The following is a 14,733-nucleotide window of genomic DNA, read 5'->3' as shown; positions in this document are numbered from 1 at the left end:
CCCCTAGGGTCGGGGAATGGTCGTGAGCGCCGCTCCCTCCCGTTTCGCCGCCGACCGCGCCTGGTCCGCGCGCGCCGCCGCCCCGCTGCGGTGGACCGCCGGCCCGGGCGCGCGACCCGGCCCGGCAGAGGTCGACGCGCTGCGTCGCGGCCTCCTGCGCCGCGACGAGGTCGCCGCCGCGCTGGTGCGGGCGGTCCGGGAGGACCGGACGGTCTCCATGCGCGAGGTGCACGCCGCGCTGGCCGCCGGCGGGGCCGGCCCGGACGCACCCGCACCCCTGCGGGACTTCTTCGCCGCCGTCGCGCAGCGCCCGGACTGGGTCGACGACGACCTGCTGGCCCGGGGCGCCGAGGCGTGCCGCACCTTCGGCCACGACGCGGGCCTGGTGCTCACCCACGGGTCGCTGCTCGGTGGCTACCGCACCGCCGCCGCGCTCGAGCCGCTCGCGCGCACCGGCCGGCTGACCGGCGAGGAGACCCTGCGCCGGATCGGGGAGACGACCGCCTGGTGGCGCGCGGTCACCGCCCCCGCCGGCCTCGAGCCGGGCGCGGAGGGCCACCGGCTCGCGCTGCACGTGCGGGTGATGCACGGCTTCGTCAACCACCACCTCGAGCAGGACCCCACCTGGGAGTGGGACCTGCGCGGCGTGCCGATCAACCAGTACGACCAGGCCAGCACGCTCGGCGTCTTCTCCACCAGCTTCCTGCTGCACCTGCGCCTGCTCGGCGTCCGCGTCCCGCGCCGCGACGCCGCCGCGGTCATGCACCTGTGGTCCTACGTGGGCTGGCTGATGGGCGTGGACGAGGAGTGGCTGCCCCGCACCGAGCGCCGCGGGCGCCGGCTGCTCTACCACTTCCTCTCCCACGACCCGCCGCCCGACGAGAACAGCCGCACCCTCGCGGCCGCGCTCATCGACATGGTCGACCTGGCGCCGTACGGCCCGCTGCGCCGCCGCTGGGAGCGCGAGCGCGCCCTCTCGGTCAGCACCTGGCTCCTCGGCCCGGCGGCCATGCGCGACCTCGGCCTGCCCGTCCGGGCGCCTTGGTACGGCGTGTGGCGGGTCGCTGCCAACCTCGGCTGGACCCAGGTGGTCGGCCGGCTCCCCGGCGGGCGCCTGCGGCTGCTCGTCCGCGCCGACCGGCACCACCGGCGCCAGGAGCGCGCCTGGCACGGCGAGGCCGCCCCGGGGATCGGCGCGATCCCCGCCTGAGCCCCGCCCGAGCCCCTGCCCGAGCGCCGCCCGAGCGCCGCCACAGCCTGGCTGTTGACGCGCGTCAAGAACAGGTTCTAGTTTCGCGGCATGCGAGCACCCACCACCGCCGTCATCGGCGCGGGCATCAGCGGACTGACCGTGACCAAGATGCTCGCCGACTACGGCGTGCCGGGCACGACGTTCGAGAGCTCGGACCGGGTCGGGGGCAACTGGGCCTTCGGCAACCCCAACGGCCACAGCAGCGCCTACCGCTCGCTGCACATCGACACCTCGAAGTACCAGCTGTCCTTCAAGGACTTCCCGATGCCGGAGCACTACCCGGACTTCCCGCACCACACCGACATCAAGGCCTACCTCGACTCCTACGCCGACGCCTTCGGGCTGCGCGAGCGCATCGAGTTCGAGAACGGCGTGGTCCACGCCGACCGGCTGCCCGACGGCGGCTGGGAGCTGCAGACCCAGCGCGGGGAGACCCGGCGCTTCGACCTCCTCGTCGTCGCCAACGGCCACCACTGGGACCCGCGGACCGCGGACTTCCCCGGCGAGTTCACCGGGGAGTCGATCCACTCCCACCACTACGTCGACCCGTGGACGCCGCTGCACCTGATGGACAAGCGGATCCTCGTCGTCGGGCTCGGCAACAGCGCCGCGGACATCACCGTGGAGCTCTCCCAGCGGGTGCTGCGCAACCAGGTCACGCTCTCCACCCGCAGCAGCGCGTGGATCGTCCCGAAGCTGATGTACGGCAAGCCGGCGGACATGAACTACCGGACCTACCCCCAGCTGCCGCTGTCCTGGCAGCGCAAGGTCGCCCAGTGGGGCCAGCGGTTCACCGGCTCCGACCCGCGCAACTACGGCCTGCCCGCGCCCAACCACAAGTTCTTCGAGGCCCACCCCACGCAGTCCACCGAGCTGCCGCTGCGGCTGAAGTCCGGCGACGTCACCGCCCGCGGCAACGTCGCCCGGCTCGACGGCAGCACGGTCCACTTCGAGGACGGCGCGTCCGCGGAGTTCGACGTGATCGTCTACGCCACCGGCTACAACCTCACCTTCCCCTTCTTCGACCCCGCCTTCATCAGTGCACCGGGCAACCGGATCGACCTGTACAAGCGGATCCTCAAGCCGGGCCTCGACGACCTGCTCTTCGCCGGCTTCGCCCAGGCCACCCCCACGCTGTTCCCGTTCGTGGAGAGCCAGGCCCGGCTGATCGCGGCGTACGCCGTCGGGGAGTACGCCCCGCCGCCGGTCGAGCAGATGCAGGAGGTCATCCGCGCCGACGACGCGCTCTACATGGGCCACATGCTCGACCGGCCCCGCCACACCCACCAGCTCGACTACTTCGTCTACGAGCACCAGATGCGGACCAAGGAGCTGCCCGAGGGCCGCGAGCGGGCCCGCCGCGCCGGCGCGCCCGCCCTCGCCGGCCGCAGCGCGGCCGTGCCCGAGCCGACCGCACCCGAGCCGACCGTCCTGTGAGCCCGGCCGCCACCCGGGGCGACCAGCGCCGGGCCGCGCTGCTCGAGGCCCTCGACCAGGCGCTGCGCAAGGCCGGGCCGCACGCCCGGCTCGAGGACATCAACGTCGCGGACCTCTCGCGGCGCGCCGGGGTCACCCGCTCGGCGTTCTACTTCTACTTCGACAACAAGGCCGCCGCCGTCGCCGCCCTCATGGACGAGATGGAGGACGACGCCTGGGACGCCGCCGGCCTGCTCGGCGGCGACGGCGCGATGAGCGAGCGGATCGCCACCGCGATCCGCAGCGTCGTCGAGGGCTGGCGGCGGCGTACCCACGTCCACCGCGCCATGCTCGAGGCCCGCGCCACCAGCCCCGCGGTGCGCGAGAGGTGGGAGCAGCGGATCGCCGCCTTCGTCGAGGTCGTCGCCGCGCTGGTGGAGTCCGAGCGGGCCGCCGGTCGCGCCCCCGCCGGACCCCCGGCCACGGCGCTGGCCACCGCCCTGCTCGACCTCAACGACCGCACCCTCGAGCGGCTCGTCCGCGCCGCCGACACGACCGGCGAGGACCACATCGACGCCGTCGTGCACCTCTGGACCAGCGCCATCTACGGGAGGACCACCCCATGACCAGCCAGCAGCCGCCCGCCACCGCCCCGGAGGCCACCCCGGGCACCCGGCGCGACGTCGCCTTCGCCTCCGCCGGCGTCGAGCTCTCCGCCTGGCACTTCCCGGCCGCGACCGACGACCTGGCCGGCCCCGCGGGGCGCCCGGTCGTGGTGATGGCCCACGGCCTGGCCGGCACCAAGGACTCCGGCCTCGAGCCGTACGCCCGCGGGCTGGCCGCCGCCGGCCTCGACGTGCTCGCCTTCGACTACCGCGGCTTCGGCACCTCCGGGGGCGCTCCGCGTCAGACGGTCTCGATGGCCGGGCAGGTCGCGGACTACCGCGCCGCGGCGATGGCGGCCAAGCGCCTCGACGGGGTCGACCCGGACCGGCTCGTGCTGTGGGGGGTCTCCCTGGCCGGTGGGCACGTGCTCAGCGTCGGCGCCGGCCGCGAGGACGTCGCCGCGGTGGTCGCGCTGGCCCCGCTCGTCGACGGGCTGGCCGCCGGCCGGCTCGCGATGCGCCACCACAAGCCCTCGGCGATGCTCCGCTCGACCGTCGAGGGCGTGCGCAGCCGGGTCGCCGGCCCCCGGACGATGCCGGTCGTGGCGCGGCCCGGCGAGCTCGGCGCGCTCACGCTCGACGGCTGCTACGAGGACTACCTGGCCATCGCCGGACCGAGCTGGCGCAACGAGATCGACGCCGCCGTCGGCCTCGAGCTCGGCGGGCACCGCCCGGCCAAGCACGCCGCCGACCTGCGCTGCCCGCTGCTGGTGCAGATCGCCGACCACGACCGCAGTGCCCCGCCGCACGCCGCGCTGAAGGCGGCCTTCGCCGGCCGCGGCGAGGTGCGGCACTACCCGTGCGACCACTTCGACGTCTACGCCGGCCGGGACTGGTTCGAGCCGGCGCTGGCCCACCAGGTGCACTTCCTGCGCCGGCACCTCGCGCCCTAGCCGGACACCCCTGGGCGGACACCCCAGCCGGACCCCCGGCCGGACCCCCAGCCGGACCCCCAGCCGGACCCCCAGCCGGTTGGCGCCCGCGCCGGGCGGGGTGCGACCATCCCACCTCGTGATCGACGCATGACCTGGACCGCCCGGCTCCGCGCCACCCTGCTCGGCCTGCGGATGGACACCACCCCGTTGCGGGAGTCCCGCGACTTCCGGCTGCTCTTCTGGGCCGGCTCGGTCTTCTACCTCGGCGGGATGATCACCTACGTCGCGGTGCCCTTCCAGGTCTACTCGCTGACCGGGTCGAACTTCGCCGTCGGCGCGATCGGCCTGGTCGAGCTGGCGCCGCTCGTGGTCTTCGGGCTGTACGGCGGCGCGCTGGCCGACCACGTCGACCGGCGCAAGCTGCTCATCTGGACCGGCGTCGCCCAGGCGTTCTTCACCGGCGTGCTCGCGGTCAACGCGTTCCGCGACGAGCCCGACGTGTGGGTCGTCTTCGTGGTGGCCGTCTTCCTCGTCTCCTGCTCCGCGCTCCAGCGGCCCTCCCGCGAGGCGCTGCTCCCGCGGACCGTGCGCCACGACCAGCTGATGGCCGCCAACGCGCTGGGCAGCTTCGGCATCCAGATCGGCGTGCTGCTCGGCCCGGCCATCGGCGGCGTGCTCATCGCGACCGTCGGTATCGGTTGGTGCTTCCTCATCGACGTGGTCGGCCTGGCCATCGCGACGCTGCTCTACGTGCGGATGCGGTCCTACGCCCACCGCGCCGAGACCACCCCGCCGAGCCTGGAGGGCATCCGCCAGGGCGTGCGCTACGCCCTCTCCCGGCGCGACCTGCTCGGCACGTACCTCGTCGACATCGCCGCGATGTTGCTCGCGCTGCCGGTCGTGCTGTTCCCGGCCCTGGTCGAGGAGGTCTTCGAGAACCCCGAGCTGCTCGGCGGGCTCTACATCGCCCAGACGCTCGGCGCGATGCTCGCCACCGCCACCAGCGGCTGGACGAGCCGGGTGCACCACCACGGCCGGGCGATCGTCGTGGCCGCCGCGGCGTACGGCGCCTGCGTGGCGCTCGCCGGCCTGATGCCGTCCTTCTGGCTGGTCCTGCTCTTCCTCGGCCTGTCCGGCTGCGCGGACATGATCTCCGGGATCTTCCGCGCGACCGTGTGGAGCCAGACCATCCCCGAGGCGATGCGCGGGCGGCTGGCCGGCATCGAGATGCTGTCCTACTCCCTCGGCCCGCTCGGCGGGCAGGTGCGCGCCGGCGTGACCGCCGACCTGTGGTCGGTGCGCGGCGCGATCACCAGCGGCGGCGTCGCCTGCGTCGCCGGCGTGGCGCTGACCGCCACCTGGCTGCGGGACTTCTGGTCCTACGACGACCGCACCGACGAGTACGCCGTCGCCGAGCGCGCGGCCCGAGCCGCCACCGGCGACGCCTGAGCCCTCGGCGGCCGTCAGCGGAGCTGGTCGGTGGGCGGGCCGGGGCGTCGGTTCATCAAGGTATGCAGGGAAACCATCGGCCGGTTCGGCGTCGGTTCGGCTGCATACCTTGATGGAGCCACACTCCCCACGGTGAGCTCACACGGGGGAGTGGCGGTTCGGCTGCATACCTTGATGAACCGTCAGCGCGGACCCGGGATCGGCCAGGCGTAGGCGTCCGGGACCGGCTCGAACTCGGGGCCGGCGGACAATGGGGCGGCCTCGAACGTCGGCCCCAGCTGCCCGACCAGCTGGGCCCCGTGCTGACCGTGCTGCCCGTGCTGGGCCGCTGACTGGGCGGCCTGGTTGGCGGCCTCGATCTCGTCGTTGCGCTGCTGCAGCTGCGCCAGCTGCTCGCGCGTCTCGACCAGCTGCTGCTCGCCGGCGGCGAGCTCGGCCGCGAGGGCTTCCTGGGCGGCCGGGTCGGTGGCCTGGGACAGCTGCGCCTGCAGCTGCTCGAGGCGGGCCTCGGCGTCGCGGACCTGCTGGCCCAGCAGCAGCTCGCCCCGGACGTCCGGCGTCTCGTGGAGGGTGGCCTGCGGGGTGCCGACGAGCTCGGCGTGGGCGCTGCCGACCCCGGCGCCGGCCGGCTCCCAGGACTTCCCGCCGCCCGAGCCGGGTCCGGACGGCCCCGCACCCGCCGGCTCCCAGGACTTCCCGCCCCCGCCGTGAGCGCTGCCGCCACCACCGGACGCACCACCACCGGATCCCGATCCCGATCCACCCCCGGAACCGCCGGTGCCGGGCACCGGCAGGGGCTGGGCCGGGTCGAGGCCGGGTGGTCGCCGGAGCTGCTCGGGAGTGATCGTGGAGAGGGCGTCGATGAGCGCCTGGGAGAGGGTGAGCTCGCGCTCGCGGAGCCGGTTGACGGTGCCGACGGCGTCGTTCCAGGCGAGGACCTGCCCCTCGGTGGGGTCGGCGGGCAGGACGATGTCGCGGTAGAGGCTGCTCTGCAGGCCGCGGGCGAGGGCTGTCTGCCAGGCCTGCTCCATCGCCTGCTCCACCTCCTCGATGCCGTCGGCGAACCGGCGGAGGGCGGTCTCGGCGGTGTCGGCGTCGTCGGAGAGCCGCCGACCCGCACCGGAGACGACCTCGCAGGCGCTGGACAGGGCGAGGGCGATCTCGCCGGACGCCGCGGCGGAGGCGAAGTGGCGGGACCGCTCGCGGCCGTGGTCCTCGGCGCGGTCGGCGCGCCGGCGCACCTTGCGCAGGTCGTCCGCGGTGTCGCGGCAGGAGGCCGGGTCGGCGGCGACCACGGTGCTCATCGACATGGTCATCAGCGGTCCTTCTGTCCGGGCCCGCTGCCGCCGGCGCCTGCGTCGTGGCCGGCGGCGTCGTGGTCGGGGGTGAGGTTCTCGGGGAGATTGAGGACGTCGTGGAAGGGGAGGTTGAGCACATGGCTCGGCGCGTCGTCGCTGCGAGGAGGCAAGGTGGGCAGCTGCGGCGCGTCCGCGGCACCACCCGGTTGCGCATTCTCGAGGTGGTAGCGGGTGACCTGGAACCTGTCGACGGTGTCCACCTCGTCGCGCACCTCGACGACGACGTCGGCGAGGGTGGTGAGCTGTTCGCCGAGGTCTCTGGCGCGCGTCTCGAGCAGCTGCAGGGCCGCGCCGGAGTCGACGCCGGTCGTGGGAAGCGCGACGGTGGTCGACGACAGCCGCTCGCCGCGCTCGTAGAGGGTGGCGGCCGTCCTGGTGAGGTCGTTGGCTTCGAGTCTCATCTCGCCCATGGGCGGCACTCTTCCCGGGTGAGAGACCTGCTTAAACCGCGGACATCAGCGCCCCCGGCTCGACGCTCGCCGCGGCGTCCTCGAGCACCTCGCAGAGGTCGGCGTAGTCCTCCAGGGCGACCGTGCCGGTCAGGGTCAGCCCCCAGGCGCCGACCTGCCAGGACCACTGCTCGGTGAGCAGCTCGACGCCCACGCCGCGGTGGGCGAAGCGCTGGTAGAGCACCTCGCGGCCCTCGAGGTCCAGCTGCTCGGTGTCCTCCAGGGCGAAGGAGTCGAGCAGCCGCGCGAGGTCGGCGACGGCCGCGGCGCGCCAGCCGGCGAGGTCGCCCCGCAGGCGGTCGGGCAGCTCGGCGCGCCGCAGCACCAGCTCGGGGGCGACGCCCGAGCCGAGGGCCGGGCCGCCCCGCGCCGCGACGAGCACGTCGGGCGCCGGGTCGGGGTGGTGGTGCCAGCCGGGCGGGAGGGTGAGGAGCGGGGTCGAGGTCATGGGCGCCACGCTGCCCGCGGTCGGTCCGGCGACGTACGGCGTCGAGGCCCGGCTGTGGGCGACGGCGCGCGAGCGGTCCCGGTGGACGGGGAGCGGGCTACCGGTCGAAGGCGGCGCGCACGTCGGCCTCGGTGAGCCCGTAGTCCTCGATGGCGTAGCGGTGGGAGGGCTTGGCCGCGCCCTGCTTGGACTCGCGGTCGATCTCCGCCATCGCCGCCTGCGCCTCGGGGGTGAAGTCCAGGCCGAAGCGCTCATAGACCGACCGGGCCGTGCCGAGCGGGTCGGCGAGCAGGCCGGCGAAGGCGACGTCGACGAACTGCGCCTGGTCATAGCGCGGCCGGGCGTCGTGGAAGGCGTGGAAGGCGCGCGCCCACAGGTCGAGCTGGGTGCGGCCGATGGTCTCCCCGACGTACGTCGTGGAGTGCCCGGCCGTGGTCTCGGCCGACAGCGAGCACGACGAGGCGATGCACACGACCGGGTCGCGGTGGGTGTAGACGACCAGTGCGTCGGGATAGACCGCCATCAGCGCGTCGAGCGCGGTCAGGTGCGAGGGGTTCTTGAGCACCCAGCGCTTGTCGGGGTCGTTGAGCCCGACGAGCTGGAGGTTCTGCCGGTGCCGGGCGTAGGCGTCGGTCCAGTCCTGCTCGGCCAGCCACGCGGAGTAGCGCGGCAGGTTGGCGAGGGACTCATACGAGCTGGACTTGCCGGTCTGGCGCAGCAGCCGCCAGCACTCCTCGACGGTGGTGGCGTCCATGTAGTGGATCCCCCTGTACTCCGGGCTCTCCACGTGGTGGGCGGCGAAGGCCTGCTGCATCGCGCCGAAGATCGGGTCGGCCTCCCAGGTCTCGCGGGGCGGGCGCGGCTGGGGGTACTGCGTCAGCCACATCTCCAGGCCCTGCGCGGCCGGGTCGGCGTGCAGCAGGCGGTGCAGCGCGGTGGTGCCGGTGCGCGGCAGGCCCAGCACGAAGACCGGCCGCTCGATCGGCACGGCGGCGTGCTCGGGGCGGGCGGTGAACTGGGCCTGGGTGAGCAGCCGGCCGACCAGCGCGCTCTTGACCTCCGAGCGCTGGAAGTAGTTGCCGCGCGGGGTCAGCCCGGCCTCGGGGGAGGCGAGGTCGTCGACGAGCACCCGCAGCCCCTCCTCGTGGGCGGTGCCGCCGAGGTCGGAGAGGCCGGTCGTGCGGACGGCGGCCGCGAGGATGTCGTCGTAGGAGCCCACGTCGGGCCGCTCGCGGGTCATCACGTTGTGCCCGCCGGTCCCGGGATCGGGGGCGCTGCTCATCGGTGGAACTCCCCGCAGTCGACGTTGAGCACCTGGCCGGTGACCGCGGAGCAGAGGTCGGTGGCCAGCACCAGCGCGGCCCGGGCGACCTCGGCGGGGCTCGCGAGCCGCTTGAGGTCCGTGGGTGCGGCCTTCTCGGCGTACACCTCGTCGTGGGTGCGGCCGGACTCCGACGCGATCCAGTCGAAGTAGCCCTTGTTGACGTCCTCGTAGATGTAGGACGGCGCGACGCTGTTGAGCCGGATCCCGCGCGGGCCGAGCTCGGTGGCCAGGGAGGAGGAGAGGTGCTCCAGCGCGCCCTTGGACAGCTTGTAGCCGGCGAACTCCTCCTGGGACTGGTAGAGCACGCAGGAGTTGACCATCAGCACCGAGCCGCGGGTCGCGGCGAGCGCGTCGGCGAAGAGCGCGGTCAGCCGCAGCGGGGCGAAGACGTTGGTCTCGTTCGCGGCGCGCAGCCCGTCGAGGTCGAGGGTGGTGAGCGGGTCCATCGGCGGGATGGCGAAGGCGTTGTTGACCAGGCAGTCGACGCGCCCGAACTCCGCCAGCGCCTGCTCGACCAGCGCGACGCGGGAGGCCTCGTCGGTGATGTCGGTGGGTACGACGAGGGCCCGGCGCCCGTGCGCGCGGACCGTCTCGGCCATCTTCTCCAGCCGGCGCTCGGTGCGGCTCGCGAGCACCAGGTCGGCGCCCATCCGCGCCGCCTCCGCGCCGAGGGCGCGGCCGAGCCCGGGGCCGACGCCGGAGAGGACGAGCACCTTGCCCTCCAGCAGCGGGAGCGGGCGGTAGCGGGCCTCGACCTCGGCGTCGGTCTCGAGGTGGGCGGTGGCGGTCTGGGGCGGCACGGTCAGCTCAGCATCCTTCGGGCGACGGAGCGCTGCCGGGCGGCGATCCGCGCGGCGTACTCCTCGGGGGTGACGGGGGAGTGGTGCGGGAGGAGGTCGCGCACGGAGTCGAACGGCACCACCTCGACGCTCGGGCCGTCCTCGGGGCCGAGGTCGCGCTCGAGGCGCTGCCAGCGCAGCATCATCGAGCCGGTGCGGTGGCCGGTGGTCTCCAGCCAGTTGGCGATGCTCCCCCCAGGTACAGACGGAGGCCGCTCGGAGACCACGAAGCGCATCATCCCGTCGGGGTCGGTGACCGCCTGGGCCTTGGTGAGCGAGGTCTGGTGGGTCTCGTAGTCGGTCGAGACGTACCAGTCCGAGCCGATCTGGACCGCCTGGTAGGCGCAGTCGGTGCACTCGGGCACGGTGATGACCAGCGCCTGGTCCTCGCCGAGCTCGTAGTGGCCGATCGAGGAGCGCTGCGAGGCGAGCCCGCCGGGCGTGGTCTGCGGCGGGGTGAGGGTGTTGACCGGCTGCTGGTACTGGAAGAAGTGCGGGAAGGCGAACCAGGTCTGGATCGAGCCGACGAGCGAGCGGGCGGCGACCTCGTAGCGCTTGGCGAGCCGGGCCTCGGTCAGCGGCGCCGCCGGGCGCCCCATCGTGTCGGGCCGCTCGATCCACAGCACCCCGCGCTCCTCGGTGTCCCAGTCGTTGAAGACCTCGCGGACGATGAGGGTCGTGGCGCCGGGCTCGGCGGTGTAGCGGAACTCGAAGGTGCCGTCGTCGGCGATGTCGAGCTCGCGGTCGTCGAAGGCTGCGCAACTACGGGGCGCCTGCCCGGGACCGTAGGTCCCCGCCATGACCTGGAAGGACAGGTCGGCGGTCGTCCCGCGGCGCCCGCGCACGACGTACTCCACGCCCTCGCGGAGGAAGGCGTTGAAGTAGAGGGCGTCGGGGTTGTCCAGGCCCTGCCGGGAGAACTGGTGGGTCGGGTTGACGAACAGCGGGCGCTCGAGGTCGTAGTCGAACGCGGTCTGCATCGCCATCCGGATCCGCCCGGCGAGGTACTCGTAGCCCTCGAGCCGGTCCTGCTCGGTGCGGATGAACGGCGCGTTCGCGATCAGCTCCTCGGCCTCGGCGATGGCGTCCCGGAGCGGCTTGGTCAGGTCCAGCGAGCTGCTCACCGGGTCACCCCTCGACCTTCGCGATGACGTTCTCGGCGTACTGCTCGAGGTGGGCGATCTTCTTCTCCAGCGGCTCGGTGTCGGGCCCGACGACGTAGGGGACGCGGAAGCCGACGATGCAGTCGGTGACGCCCTTGTCGGCCAGGCGCTTGATCCCGTCGGGGTCGTAGGCGTCGTAGGAGATGACGTGGACCTCGAAGTCCTCGCGGGTGTCGCCCTCCTCGCGGCGGATCTCCGCGAGCCGGGCGAGCAGGCGGTCGAGCTCCTCGCCGTCGCCGCCGGCGTGCATCCAGCCGTCGCCCTTGCGCACCGCGCGGCGCAGCGCGGCGTCGGCGTGGCCGCCGACGAGCAGCGGCAGCCGGGCGGTGGGAGCGGGGGTCTGCTTGAGGGAGGCGACCTCGTAGAACTCACCGGAGTAGGAGAAGTACTCCTGCCCGCCGTCGGGGTCCTGGGGGCGGGTGAGGCCGCGGACGATGTCGATGCACTCGTCCATCCGCTTGCCGCGCCGCTCCCACGGCACGCCGAGCGCGGCGAAGTCCTCGGGCCACGGCGAGATGCCGACGCCGAGGCCGAGCCGGTTGCCGGACAGGGCGGCCAGCGAGGAGGCCTGCTTGGCCACGAGCACCGGCGGGCGCACCGGCAGCTTGAGCACGAACGGCGTCAGCCGCAGCGTGCTGGTCACCGCGAACAGGTGCGCGCAGAGCACCATCGCCTCGATGAACTCCTTGCCGTCGAGGAACTCCCGGTCGCCGGTGTCGGTGTAGGGGTACGTCGAGTCCGACTCCTCGGGGTAGATGAGGCTGTCGGCGACGGTCATGCTCGTGTAGCCCGCCGCCTCGGCGGCCTGCGCGAGCGGCGCGTAGTAGTCCGCCCGGGTCATCGCCTCGGCGTAGGTGAATCGCATGCGCCGAACAGTAGAACGTGTTCCAGTTCTGTGCCAGGGTTCCGGCGTGGACCTTCAGGAGCTCAGCGACCGCACGGAGATCGCCGCCGTGCTCACCCGCTACACCCGCGCCATCGACACCGGCGAGTTCGACCGGCTCGAGACGGTCTTCACCCCGGACGCGCAGATCGACTACACCGAGTCCGGCGGCATCGCGGGCGGCTACGCCGAGGTCGCGCCCTGGCTGGCCGAGGTGCTGCCGGCGTTCTTCCCCCGGCGCATGCACACGCTCGGTCAGGTGGCGATCGAGCTGGCCGGCGACGAGGCCGAGGTGGCGGCGTACTTCCACAACCCGATGCCGGTGACCGGCGAGGACGGCGCCGAGCGGGTCGTGGAGTTCGGCGGGATCTACCACCACCGGATGGTCCGCACCCCCGACGGGTGGCGCAGCCGGGAGCTGCGCGAGGAGATCGTCTGGAAGCGGACCTGAGGGCGGCCCGGTGACCACTAGGGTCCGGGCCATGGGTCTCCCCGACGAGAAGCCGGCCGGTCTCGACTCCCCCGTGGTCCCGAAGGTGCTCAAGCGCGTCGCGAAGGTCCAGGTGGCGGCGTTCCGCGCCACCAACGGCCGCGTCGGCAGCACGTGGCGCATCGGCGCCGGGTGGCGCAAGCCGGTGCCGACGCTGCTGCTCGACCACGTCGGGCGGAAGTCCGGCACCCGGTTCACCACGCCGCTGCTCTACCTCGAGGACGGCGCGGACCTGGTGATCGTCGCCTCCCAGGGCGGGCTGCCGAAGCACCCGCAGTGGTACCGCAACCTGCTCGCCCACCCCGACACCCAGGTGGCGCTCAAGGGCGAGCGGGTGCGCCCGGTGCGGGCGCGCGTCGCGGACCCCGAGGAGCGGGCGGCGCTGTGGCCGCGGCTCGTCGAGCTGTACGCCGACTTCGACCGCTACCAGCGCTGGACCGACCGGGAGATCCCGGTCGTGGTGCTCGAGCCGCGCCGGGGCTGAGGGCCGCCCGCCGGGGCTGGCGCTTGGCTGCGTTGGGTCCGTCCCTGACAATGGGCGCGTGCCCCCCGACCAGCCCTCCGGCCCGCCCACCGACAAGCTCGGTGACCAGCGCCCCGACCGCCCCGTGCTCTCGGGCCTGATCGCGCTGGTCGGCGTCGGGCTGGTGGTCGGCCTCGTTCTCGGCGGCGTCGCGCTCGGCGCGGTGAGCGTGCTCGGCCTCGGCGGCGACGACGGCGGCTCCGGTCGCTCCTCGGACCAGCAGGCGTTCTACCTGCCCAAGCCCCAGCCGACCGACGAGCCCGACGGGCCGCTCATCACCCTGGCGCCCGAGCCGGGCGGTGACGGGTCCGCGTCGGCTGAGCCCTCGGAGTCCGCCACCACGGAGGCGGCCGAGGACGAGATCTCGCTCTCGGCCGGCCAGGCCAGCGTCACGCCGATGCAGCAGATCGACCTCACCGGCGTCTACACCGGCGGCGAGGGCGCGATCCTCCAGGTCCAGCGCTTCGCCGACGGCACGTGGGTCGACTTCCCGGTCACCGCCTCGGTCAGCAACGAGATGTTCTCCACCTACATCCAGACCGGCCAGCTCGGTGAGAACAAGTTCCGCGTCGTCGACACCAGCACCGGCCTGGAGTCCAACGAGGTCACCGTCACGATCGGCTGAGCGCCGGCTCCCGGAGGCGCTCCGGCTGCGCGGTGCGGTCCGGCTGCGCGGTGCGGTCCGGCTGCGCGTGGTGGGCGGGCCGGCCGGCCACGGGGACGGGGCGCGCCCGCCGGGTCGAGCGCTGCTGGCTCGCGGTCACGCCGCCCAGCACGCCGCCGAGCACGAGCGCGACGGCGAGGCCCTGGAGCGGCCCGAACGCCTCGCCGGCGACCAGCGCGCCGAGCGCGGTCCCGACGACGGGATTGAGCAGGCCGACGAGCGCGGTGGCGCCGGCCGACATCCGGGTCAGGCCGCGGAACCAGCACACGTAGGCCAGGGCCGTCCCGACGCCGCCCAGCCAGAGGTACCCGAGGGCCGCCGGGGCGTCGATCGCCGGCGGCGCGCCCTCGACGAGCAGTGCCACGGGGACCAGCAGCAGCCCGCCCGCGACCAGCTGCCAGGAGACCAGGGTCAGCATGTCGACCGGGGCACGCCAGCGCTTGGTCAGGACCAGGCCGGTCGCGGCGACGGCCACCGAGGCGACCCCGGCCGCGAGCCCGAGCGCGTCCAACCCGCCCGGGGAGCCGAGCACCAGCAGCCCGACGCCGCCCAGCCCGACCAGGGCCGCCACGACGGCGCGCCCGGGGGCGCGCTCGCCGAGCGCGACGTACGCCAGGGCCATCACGGCGAGGGGGAGCGTGGCCTGGAGGGTCGCGGCGAGGCCGCCGGGGAGCCGGTAGGCGGCGAGGAAGAGCAGCGGGAAGAACAGCCCGATGTTGCACAGGCCGAGCACGCCGGCCTTCCACCACCACGCGCCGCGGGGCAGCCGGCGGGCGAACGCCAGGAGCAGCAGGCCTGCGGGCAGGGCGCGGACCACCGCGCTGAACAGTGGTCGGTCCGGCGGGAGCAGCGCCTCGGTCGTCAGGTAGGTGGTGCCCCACGCGATGGGTGCGACGGCGGTGAGGGCGACGGTGCGAGCCGAGATACTTTCCACG

The 14,733-nt window shown here is 74.0% G+C and carries 16 protein-coding genes; 8 read left to right on the top strand and 8 right to left on the bottom strand.

What is annotated here, in order from left to right; all coding sequences use genetic code 11:
- The first annotated feature begins 22 nt into the window (after positions 1-22).
- The 5 genes from HPC71_RS19340 to HPC71_RS19320 all read left to right on the top strand — a co-directional run bounded on the left by HPC71_RS19340 (position 23) and on the right by HPC71_RS19320 (position 5,657).
- Positions 23-1,210: an oxygenase MpaB family protein gene (locus HPC71_RS19340; protein WP_216656479.1), complete on the top strand. Its 1,188-nt coding sequence runs from the start codon at positions 23-25 to the stop codon at positions 1,208-1,210.
- Positions 1,211-1,300: 90 nt separating this feature from the next.
- Complete coding sequence (locus HPC71_RS19335) at positions 1,301-2,689, top strand: flavin-containing monooxygenase (RefSeq protein WP_154616615.1); 1,389 nt, start codon at positions 1,301-1,303, stop codon at positions 2,687-2,689.
- On the top strand, positions 2,686-3,294 hold the full coding sequence (locus tag HPC71_RS19330; RefSeq protein WP_154616616.1) for a TetR/AcrR family transcriptional regulator: 609 nt from the start codon (positions 2,686-2,688) through the stop codon (positions 3,292-3,294). The genes HPC71_RS19335 and HPC71_RS19330 overlap by 4 nt, the downstream gene beginning before the upstream one ends.
- Positions 3,291-4,226: an alpha/beta hydrolase gene (locus HPC71_RS19325; RefSeq protein ID WP_154612578.1), complete on the top strand. Its 936-nt coding sequence runs from the start codon at positions 3,291-3,293 to the stop codon at positions 4,224-4,226. The genes HPC71_RS19330 and HPC71_RS19325 overlap by 4 nt, the downstream gene beginning before the upstream one ends.
- 129 nt (positions 4,227-4,355) lie before the next feature.
- A complete protein-coding gene (locus tag HPC71_RS19320) occupies positions 4,356-5,657 on the top strand; it encodes an MFS transporter (protein WP_154612579.1) in 1,302 nt (433 codons plus the stop codon).
- A 182-nt stretch (positions 5,658-5,839) separates the two neighbouring features.
- On the opposite strand, the gene HPC71_RS19315 is transcribed toward HPC71_RS19320, so the two are convergent.
- From HPC71_RS19315 to HPC71_RS19285, 7 genes are all read right to left on the bottom strand, one after another.
- A complete protein-coding gene (locus tag HPC71_RS19315) occupies positions 5,840-6,961 on the bottom strand; it encodes a hypothetical protein (protein ID WP_154616617.1) in 1,122 nt (373 codons plus the stop codon).
- 11 nt (positions 6,962-6,972) lie between these two features.
- Entirely contained in the window at positions 6,973-7,425 is a 453-nt protein-coding gene (locus tag HPC71_RS19310; protein WP_154616618.1) for a hypothetical protein, read from the bottom strand.
- Between the two features lie 31 nt (positions 7,426-7,456).
- On the bottom strand, positions 7,457-7,912 hold the full coding sequence (locus HPC71_RS19305; protein ID WP_154612582.1) for a hypothetical protein: 456 nt from the start codon (positions 7,910-7,912) through the stop codon (positions 7,457-7,459).
- 97 nt (positions 7,913-8,009) lie between these two features.
- The gene (locus tag HPC71_RS19300) at positions 8,010-9,194 is read right to left on the bottom strand and encodes a sulfotransferase family protein (RefSeq protein ID WP_230084546.1); all 1,185 of its coding nucleotides are present in this window, start codon (positions 9,192-9,194) and stop codon (positions 8,010-8,012) included.
- Entirely contained in the window at positions 9,191-10,036 is an 846-nt protein-coding gene (locus tag HPC71_RS19295) for an SDR family oxidoreductase (RefSeq protein WP_216656476.1), read from the bottom strand. The genes HPC71_RS19300 and HPC71_RS19295 overlap by 4 nt, the downstream gene beginning before the upstream one ends.
- A 2-nt stretch (positions 10,037-10,038) precedes the next feature.
- A complete protein-coding gene (locus HPC71_RS19290) occupies positions 10,039-11,199 on the bottom strand; it encodes a hypothetical protein (RefSeq protein ID WP_171897070.1) in 1,161 nt (386 codons plus the stop codon).
- Between the two features lie 4 nt (positions 11,200-11,203).
- Positions 11,204-12,103, bottom strand: a complete 900-nt coding sequence (locus HPC71_RS19285) for a TIGR03619 family F420-dependent LLM class oxidoreductase (protein ID WP_154616619.1) — start codon at positions 12,101-12,103, stop codon at positions 11,204-11,206.
- Positions 12,104-12,149: 46 nt separating this feature from the next.
- Between HPC71_RS19285 and HPC71_RS19280 the strand changes: the two genes are divergently transcribed.
- Genes HPC71_RS19280 through HPC71_RS19270 form a run of 3 tightly spaced genes read left to right on the top strand, consistent with a single transcriptional unit; the run spans position 12,150 to position 13,759 of the window.
- Positions 12,150-12,572 (top strand): nuclear transport factor 2 family protein, encoded by a 423-nt coding sequence (locus HPC71_RS19280; RefSeq protein ID WP_171897069.1) that lies wholly within the window; start codon positions 12,150-12,152, stop codon positions 12,570-12,572.
- 31 nt (positions 12,573-12,603) lie between these two features.
- Positions 12,604-13,095, top strand: a complete 492-nt coding sequence (locus HPC71_RS19275; RefSeq protein ID WP_154616621.1) for a nitroreductase family deazaflavin-dependent oxidoreductase — start codon at positions 12,604-12,606, stop codon at positions 13,093-13,095.
- Between the two features lie 58 nt (positions 13,096-13,153).
- The gene (locus HPC71_RS19270; RefSeq protein WP_154612586.1) at positions 13,154-13,759 is read left to right on the top strand and encodes a hypothetical protein; all 606 of its coding nucleotides are present in this window, start codon (positions 13,154-13,156) and stop codon (positions 13,757-13,759) included.
- Here the strand turns inward: HPC71_RS19270 and HPC71_RS19265 are convergent.
- On the bottom strand, positions 13,746-14,732 hold the full coding sequence (locus HPC71_RS19265) for a DMT family transporter (protein WP_216656474.1): 987 nt from the start codon (positions 14,730-14,732) through the stop codon (positions 13,746-13,748). The genes HPC71_RS19270 and HPC71_RS19265 overlap by 14 nt on opposite strands.
- Position 14,733: the final 1 nt, after the last annotated feature.

The sequence above is a fragment of the Nocardioides marmotae genome (assembly GCF_013177455.1).
Taxonomy (GTDB): domain Bacteria; phylum Actinomycetota; class Actinomycetes; order Propionibacteriales; family Nocardioidaceae; genus Nocardioides; species Nocardioides marmotae.
Note: the sequence above shows the minus strand (reverse complement) of the source record. Positions and strands in the feature narration are given on the sequence as shown.

Excerpts from the sequence above, each read along its gene's own strand:
- HPC71_RS19335 (WP_154616615.1), top strand. The coding sequence starts at position 1,301 with ATGCGAGCACCCACCACCGCCGTCATCGGCGCGGGCATCAGCGGACTG.
- HPC71_RS19325 (WP_154612578.1), top strand. The coding sequence starts at position 3,291 with ATGACCAGCCAGCAGCCGCCCGCCACCGCCCCGGAGGCCACCCCGGGC.
- HPC71_RS19320 (WP_154612579.1), top strand. The coding sequence starts at position 4,356 with ATGACCTGGACCGCCCGGCTCCGCGCCACCCTGCTCGGCCTGCGGATG.
- HPC71_RS19315 (WP_154616617.1), bottom strand. The coding sequence starts at position 6,961 with ATGAGCACCGTGGTCGCCGCCGACCCGGCCTCCTGCCGCGACACCGCG.
- HPC71_RS19310 (WP_154616618.1), bottom strand. The coding sequence starts at position 7,425 with ATGGGCGAGATGAGACTCGAAGCCAACGACCTCACCAGGACGGCCGCC.
- HPC71_RS19305 (WP_154612582.1), bottom strand. The coding sequence starts at position 7,912 with ATGACCTCGACCCCGCTCCTCACCCTCCCGCCCGGCTGGCACCACCAC.
- HPC71_RS19300 (WP_230084546.1), bottom strand. The coding sequence starts at position 9,194 with ATGAGCAGCGCCCCCGATCCCGGGACCGGCGGGCACAACGTGATGACC.
- HPC71_RS19285 (WP_154616619.1), bottom strand. The coding sequence starts at position 12,103 with ATGCGATTCACCTACGCCGAGGCGATGACCCGGGCGGACTACTACGCG.
- HPC71_RS19275 (WP_154616621.1), top strand. The coding sequence starts at position 12,604 with ATGGGTCTCCCCGACGAGAAGCCGGCCGGTCTCGACTCCCCCGTGGTC.